The 6548-nt window shown below is 56.1% G+C and carries 7 protein-coding genes; 1 reads left to right on the top strand and 6 read right to left on the bottom strand.

Annotated elements, in window-relative coordinates; translation table 11 throughout:
* Window positions 1–92: 92 nt before the first annotated feature.
* The 6 genes from GOW98_RS20360 to GOW98_RS20335 all read right to left on the bottom strand — a co-directional run bounded on the left by GOW98_RS20360 (window position 93) and on the right by GOW98_RS20335 (window position 5439).
* Complete coding sequence (locus GOW98_RS20360) at window positions 93–1496, bottom strand: NAD(P)/FAD-dependent oxidoreductase (RefSeq protein WP_170335480.1); 1404 nt, start codon at window positions 1494–1496, stop codon at window positions 93–95.
* 37 nt (window positions 1497–1533) lie between these two features.
* The gene (locus tag GOW98_RS20355) at window positions 1534–1920 is read right to left on the bottom strand and encodes a nuclear transport factor 2 family protein (RefSeq protein ID WP_170335478.1); all 387 of its coding nucleotides are present in this window, start codon (window positions 1918–1920) and stop codon (window positions 1534–1536) included.
* A 26-nt stretch (window positions 1921–1946) separates the two neighbouring features.
* The gene (locus GOW98_RS20350) at window positions 1947–2441 is read right to left on the bottom strand and encodes a universal stress protein (RefSeq protein WP_170335476.1); all 495 of its coding nucleotides are present in this window, start codon (window positions 2439–2441) and stop codon (window positions 1947–1949) included.
* Window positions 2442–2459: 18 nt separating this feature from the next.
* A complete protein-coding gene (locus tag GOW98_RS20345) occupies window positions 2460–3800 on the bottom strand; it encodes a TRAP transporter large permease (RefSeq protein ID WP_170335474.1) in 1341 nt (446 codons plus the stop codon).
* Between the two features lie 18 nt (window positions 3801–3818).
* Window positions 3819–4355 carry a TRAP transporter small permease gene (locus tag GOW98_RS20340; protein ID WP_170335472.1) on the bottom strand — a complete coding sequence of 179 codons (537 nt, stop codon included), beginning with the start codon at window positions 4353–4355 and terminating at the stop codon, window positions 3819–3821.
* 67 nt (window positions 4356–4422) lie between these two features.
* Entirely contained in the window at window positions 4423–5439 is a 1017-nt protein-coding gene (locus GOW98_RS20335; protein WP_170335470.1) for a TRAP transporter substrate-binding protein, read from the bottom strand.
* Window positions 5440–5594: 155 nt separating this feature from the next.
* On the opposite strand from GOW98_RS20335, the gene GOW98_RS20330 reads away from it, so the two are divergent.
* On the top strand, window positions 5595–6548 hold the full coding sequence (locus tag GOW98_RS20330; protein ID WP_170335468.1) for a LysR family transcriptional regulator: 954 nt from the start codon (window positions 5595–5597) through the stop codon (window positions 6546–6548).

The following is a 6548-nucleotide window of genomic DNA, read 5'->3' as shown; positions in this document are numbered from 1 at the left end:
TCCCGTGCAGCTGCAGAACCTTAACAAAGGCCTCTTCTGTCGTCATCTTCATCTGTGTGTGTCCTTGTTTGAGGATTCAAAGCGTCAGTGAATTAGAGAATTTCGTCTCTGAGGTAATAGCCCACATAAGCCATGCGCTGGCCCAATCGGCGGAAAGGTGTGAGGATGCCGTGGCTGGGAAGCGGGGACGTGAAGATCGGCAGGTCAAATGCCTTGTCCTTTTCACCAGCAACCAGCTGCGCCATACGTCGTCCGGCCTGCGCTGAATACATCACGCCATTGCCGCCATATCCCATAGCGTAGAAAACGCGTTGGTCGGGATCTGGCTGGAAGATGCGTGGCATCATGTCGTGGCTGACGTCGACCCACCCCCACCAAGAGTAGTCGAGGTTGATGTCTTCCAACGCCGGGAACTTGCGGGCGAGACCCTTTTTCAGCAGTTCCAAGTGCTTGTTGTTTTCAGCATCCCGTCCTGTCACCGCACTGCGGCTGCCGATCTGCATCCTGTTATCCGGCAACAGGCGATAGTAGTGTCGCAATGTCCGGGTATCGGTCAGGGGTGACTTGGTCTGGATGCCACACTCGTCCAGCTCTGACTGGGTCAACGGCCGGGTGACCATCGAGTTCGACAGGATCGGCATCAAGCGATGTTTGGTCCGGTTGTTCAAGCCAGGCGGTGTATAACCCGCGGTCGCCAGAGCCACGGTCTTTGCTCGGACAATGCCCCCCGGTGTGCGCAGATGGTGAATACCGCCTTTGGTCTCCCACCCCATCACCGGGCTGCCGGTGTGGATTTTCACTCCCAAACGGCGGGCCATGTTGACATACCCAAAGGCCAGTTTACCGGCATGGATGCAGGTACCATCAGGCTCCCACATGGCACCTGCTGCCTCCATGTCACGGACGTGGCTTTCATGCAGCTCATCGCGGTAGATGATGCGGGAGTCGTAGCCAAACACATCGTTCAGCAGTTTGCTCTCTTTCTTGAGCGACGGCATCACCTTGTCCCGATGGGCAATATAGTAGTGCCCCCCCGTCTGCGGGTCGCAGTCGATATCGTCCGACGCGATCAGATCATTGAACAGTTCAAAGGCTTCGGTCACCTCTGCGTGCATGCCTTTGGCGACATCCATGCCCCACCGCTCGATCCACTGCGAGCGTTTCAGCCGACCAGAGGAAATCTGGGCCTGCCCGCCATTGCGGGTCGAACAGCCCCAGGCCACTGTGTTTGCCTCAAGAACCACAGCCTGAATGCCATGTTCCTTTGCCAAATGAATGGCGGTCGATAAGCCGGTATAACCCGAACCGATGACAACGACGTCGGCGTCCATGTCGCTGGACACCGGGCCATCATCCACGGGCGGAGTGCCTGCGGTGCCAACCCAGTAAGTTGGCGCGTGGTCGCGATTGTGACCCGGACCTGCATCTATGATGGGGTCGTACTTGGGATCATAGCTGGCCTTGGGCCAGTGACGCGGGATGCTGTTGTCCACCATTCTTGTTTTTCTCCGAAGCTGCGCGCAAGGCGGCGGATCAGGCTTTGAACATTGGGCGCGTTTTACGAAGCGCCTGTTTCACGATGATTTTTCCGTCACGCACGGTGAACAGATCGGCGCCTTCGGCCTCGATCCGCATGCCGTTGGCGTCGGTGCCGGAAAAGGTCCATTCCGAAACGGCCCTGTCACCATGCACGAAATGGCTGTGGTGATCCCAATGGGCATCCTTCATGCCAGCCCACACGCCCGAGAAAGCGGTGGCGATGGCTTCGGCACCTTCAACCTTGTTGCCGTATTTCTCGTCACCGGCCACGGTGTAGAACACGCAATCATCGGCAAAGTGGGTCATCACACCGTCGATGTCATGACGGTTGAACGCGTCGAACGTGTCGGCCAGGTCCTGTGCGGTCAGGGTCTTGCTCATTTTGTTTTTCCTTCTAATGGGGGTTGTTATGCTTCGTCCGGGTTCGGAACGATCAGTGTCGGGATCTTGGACCGCCGCAAAACGCGTTTCGCGACGGTGCCCAGGAAGGTGTGTGAAAAACCGTGGTCATGCGCGCCCAACACGATCAGATCACAGCCCATCTCGACCGAGCGACGCAGGATCACTTCGGCCGGGTGGCCGTCGGTGACCTCGACCGAGGTCACCTGTTCGCGGATTTTGGCATCATCACCTTGAAAACTGGCCCAGAACTTGGCCTGCCGTTCGGCCAACACTTGGCGCACCATCTCGTGGCGGCGCGACAGCGCGGTTTTGCGGGTTTCCTCGTTCAGAATGAACATCTCCATCGTGATTTTGGCGTCATCTGAAAGCGGCTCGTTGACGTGCAGAACGTGGATCTGCGCTCCGGTTGCCTGCGCGATGCTGGCGGCATGGCGCAAGGCGTGGGGTGAGTTCGCCGACAAGTCGGTGGCAAACAGGATGTTGGTGACCAGTTGTTTCATGTCGTCATCCTTTCCGGGTCAGTAGCCCAGCAGCCGTGGCAGCCACAGCGACAGTTCAGGGAAGAAAGCGATGATGAAGATCGCAATCGTGTTGGCTGCAGCGAACGGAAGAGCCCGCAGCGATATCTGTTCGATCGAGATGTTCGAAATGCCCGAGGCAATGAACAGGTTCTCACCCAGTGGTGGGGTCTGAAAGCCGATGCCAAGGGTACAGACCATAACCACGCCAAAGTGGATCGGGTCGATACCCACCGAGTAGGCCACCGGCAGCATCACCGGAACGAGGATCAGGATGGTGGCCAGCGTTTCCATGAACATGCCGACGAACAGCAGGAAGAAGATGATCAGCGCCCAGATCACATAGAGGTTGTCTGTAAAGCTGAGCATCGAGTCCGCGATGATTGCCGGGATCTGGTTCTCGACCAACAGGCGGCCAAACACGGTGGCGGTGAACAGGATCAGCAGAACCCGGCCGGTCAACCACGTGGTAGCCTCGAGCGATTGAAACAGCGTCTGCCATGTCAGTTCACGGTAGATCACCACGCCCACCACCAGCGTGTAGAAGATCGCGACAATCGCGGCCTCGGTCGGGGTGAAGAAGCCGGTGTAGATACCGCCCAGGATCACCAGCGGCGCCATCAACGACCAGAACCCACGGTACATCTCGCAGAACACGTTACGGATGGACCAGCCATCGGCTGAACCTTTGTAGCCGCGCTTTTTCGACATGAAAAAGTTCAGGATCAGCAGGCTGGTGGCGATCAGGAAGGCCGGAACAAAGCCCGCGATGAACAGTTTCGAGATCGAGACCGACTGGAAGGTGCCGAATTTCTCAACCGCTTCAGGCGGAGGTGCCATGCCGAGCGCGGCAATGCCGAAGATCACCATCGGGATAGAGGGAGGAATGATAATCCCGAGGCCGCCAGAGGACGCAGTGATCGCCGAGGCATAGCCGCGCTCATATCCGCGGTTGATCATTGCAGGAATCATCAGCATCCCCACCGCCGCGGTTGTTGCCGGGCCCGAGCCCGAGATGGCTCCGAAAAACAGGCAGGCCATAACAGTTGCCGCCGAGATGCCACCGGTGAACGGGCCGGCCAGGCTTTCAGCGACATTGATCAGGCGTTTTGAGATACCGGCGGCCTCCATCAAGGCCCCCGCCAGAATAAAGGCGGGCAGCGCCATCAGCGGGAAGGCCCCGACCGAGGTAAAGGCGATCTGCACGAATTTGATGGGGTTTTCGCCCAGATACAGGAACGAAAACAGCGATGCCACACCCAGAGCCACAGTGATCGGAGCACCAATCAGCAGCAAAAGCAGGAATGAGCCAAACAGAATTGTAACGATTTCGGATTCCATGACGTGTCCTCCCTGCCCTTAGTCGTTCTTCGCTGCTTCGGTCGCAGCTTTGATTTCATCGAGGTCGATCTGATCGGGGTCGTGAATTTCTTCGCCCTTGATCAGGCGGCGGTAATTCACCTGAATGATACGGAAGGTCATCAGCGCAAAGGCGATGGGCAGCACCATGTAGATGTACTTCATCTCGATGCCCAACGTCTGGGACTTCCAGAACTTGTTCATCTTGTTGAAGACGAAGTCCGTCGCCAGATACAGGAAATAGACATTGAAGAAGAGCCAGAAGAGATCGGCAAAGGCTTCGATGTACTTGATCGCGCCGTCAGGCAGGAACTTGAACTGGAACGTCACGCGGTTATGCGCGCCCTTCAATGCGGCGTAGCTGGCACCGAAATAGACGAACCAGACGAACATGTAGACCGACAGTTCCTCGATCCAGCTGATCGAAAAGCCGAAGACTTCGCGCGCGACGATCTGTACGAACAAAAGGCAGACGAAACCGGATAACAAAATCCGGCATATCACGCTTTCTATATTGTCCAGAAATTTCCAGAACATGTGGTTTCCCTCCTCCCTGAGATGAGAAGAGCGCCGTAACGCTCTTCCCTGCATCGCTCTGCGGCGATTACTGCTGGACCGGGTCGCGGCCGATGGCCTCGAGAACCGCGTTCAGCTTTTCGACGCCACCGATGGAGTCGTAGAACTGCGGCCATACGGCACCGGTTGCCAATTCAATGAACTCGGCTTCGTCGTTTTCAGGATCGATGATTTCCATGCCCTTGGCGGTCAGCTCTTCTTTGATGGCCGCTTCTGAATCACGAAGGAACTGAGCCGAGGCCAGAGTTGCCTCTTGTCCTGCTTCCAAGATCATCTGTTGTTCTTCTTCGGACAGATCCTGGAAGACAGCTTCGGAAATGATCAGCGGTTCGATCGAGAAAATGTAACGCAGATTGGTTACGTGGTTCTGTACCTCGTAAAATTTCATTGCGTTGATGGTCAGGTATGGGTTGTCCTGGCCGTCGACAACCTTGGTCTGCAGACCGGTGAAGGTTTCCGACCACGCCATCGGCGTCGGGTTGATGCCCCAGGACTTGTAGGTTTCGATCATGATCTCGTTCTTGGGAACGCGGATGATCAGATCCTGCAGGTCGGCAACCGAGCTGACCGGCTTTTTCGAGTTGGTCAGGCGGCGGAAACCGGTATAGGTCCAGCCAATGATGCGCACGCCCGCATCGCGGATCGTGTTTTCAACCAGTTCCTGACCGATTGGACCCTGGGTCAGCTTCTCAGCGTCTTCTAGGCTAAGGATCACGTAAGGCAGCGTGAATACGCCCACCGAAGGCGAGAAGGGTGTGATGTTGTTGATCGCCAGCAGCGACATATCCAGCGTGCCGATGGCGGCTTCGTTGACAGTATCCTGTTCAGAGCCCAGCTGACCGTTCAGGAACAGGGTTGCAGTATGCTCGCCACCCGATTTCTCTTCGAGCGCTTTGACAAATGCAATTCCAAGAGCTTCCTGTGCGCTGCCTGCACTGTCACCGACCGCAATTTTGAAGTTTTTCGCGTCGGCTGCGCCAGCGGCCATCAGTGCCGCTACGGATACTGCAGCGGTGATGGTGCCAAGCTTTTTGATAAATGACATGGATTTCCTCCCATTTTCAGATTTCGAGGTGCGCGCTGACCAGGGGAGAGTTGGCCAGTCCGATTCTGCCTCGGCGCAGAACACCTAGCTTGCGCAAAGTGTTTCTTCGTTGCTAAACTTTGCGCGATAGGTTTCACATATATCGAACTTGCAGAATGAAGCTCGACACACTGACCACACGAATAGGCGACGCCGATATCCGGCTTTTGCGGGTGTTTAAAACCGTTGTTGAAAGCGGCGGGCTTTCGGCTGCCGAGGTTGAGTTGAACATCGGAAAATCGACGATTTCCAAACACATCTCGGACCTGGAGCTGCGTCTAGATCTGAAGCTCTGCAATCGCGGGCCTTCCGGCTTCTCGCTGACCGAAGACGGACAAAAAGTCCTACGCGCCGCCGAAGACCTGCTGATTTCCGTTTCGCAGTTTCGAACCGAAGTGAACGAGATCAAAGAGCAATTGGCGGGAACCATTCGGGTCGCATTGTTCGATCAATGCACCTCGAACCCAGAGGCACGGTTGGCCCGTTCGATCCACAAGTTCAACGAGGCCGCGCCCGCCGTTCAAATCGAACTTTCGGTGGAACCGCCCAACGTGATCGAAACCATGGTCATTACCGGACATCTGGACATCGGGATCATTGCGTTGCACCGTCCCTCTGCCAGTCTTGATTATGTCCCGCTGTATGGAGAGGACATGTTCCTGTATTGCAGCAATGAGCACCCCTTGTTCGATCGCTCAGATGCCGATCTGGACATGGACGAGCTGCGCAAGTTCAACTATGCGGGCCTCAGCGTGAACTCCCCAAATCTTATCGTTGGTCAGCAATTGGGCCTAAAGCGCGCGGCAAAGGTTCAAAGCGAACAGGCTCTTGCTGTTTTGATCCTGTCCGGCCGTTATCTTGGGTATCTGCCCGACCACCTCGCCCAGCAATTTGTCGACCAGAAAATGATGAAGAAGGTTTTGCCCGGCGAAACTCAGTATCGCACGCGTTTTGCAGCTGTGACCCGCAGGCAACCCGCGCCAACACGCATCACCAAACTATTCATGAGCGTATTAAGACGAGAACACGACAATCCAAGTCTTGCAGACGGTCAAACTTTGAAAGCCTAA

This window comes from Ruegeria arenilitoris, assembly GCF_013032445.1.
In the GTDB taxonomy this organism is placed as follows: domain Bacteria; phylum Pseudomonadota; class Alphaproteobacteria; order Rhodobacterales; family Rhodobacteraceae; genus Ruegeria; species Ruegeria arenilitoris_F.
This window is presented reverse-complemented; position numbering and strand designations above follow the sequence as displayed.

What these genes read in the sequence shown, in the direction of transcription:
- GOW98_RS20345 (WP_170335474.1), bottom strand. Translation starts at nt 3,800, where the DNA reads ATGGAATCCGAAATCGTTACAATTCTGTTTGGCTCATTCCTGCTTTTG.
- GOW98_RS20330 (WP_170335468.1), top strand. Translation starts at nt 5,595, where the DNA reads ATGAAGCTCGACACACTGACCACACGAATAGGCGACGCCGATATCCGG.
- GOW98_RS20335 (WP_170335470.1), bottom strand. Translation starts at nt 5,439, where the DNA reads ATGTCATTTATCAAAAAGCTTGGCACCATCACCGCTGCAGTATCCGTA.
- GOW98_RS20350 (WP_170335476.1), bottom strand. Translation starts at nt 2,441, where the DNA reads ATGAAACAACTGGTCACCAACATCCTGTTTGCCACCGACTTGTCGGCG.
- GOW98_RS20360 (WP_170335480.1), bottom strand. Translation starts at nt 1,496, where the DNA reads ATGGTGGACAACAGCATCCCGCGTCACTGGCCCAAGGCCAGCTATGAT.
- GOW98_RS20340 (WP_170335472.1), bottom strand. Translation starts at nt 4,355, where the DNA reads ATGTTCTGGAAATTTCTGGACAATATAGAAAGCGTGATATGCCGGATT.
- GOW98_RS20355 (WP_170335478.1), bottom strand. Translation starts at nt 1,920, where the DNA reads ATGAGCAAGACCCTGACCGCACAGGACCTGGCCGACACGTTCGACGCG.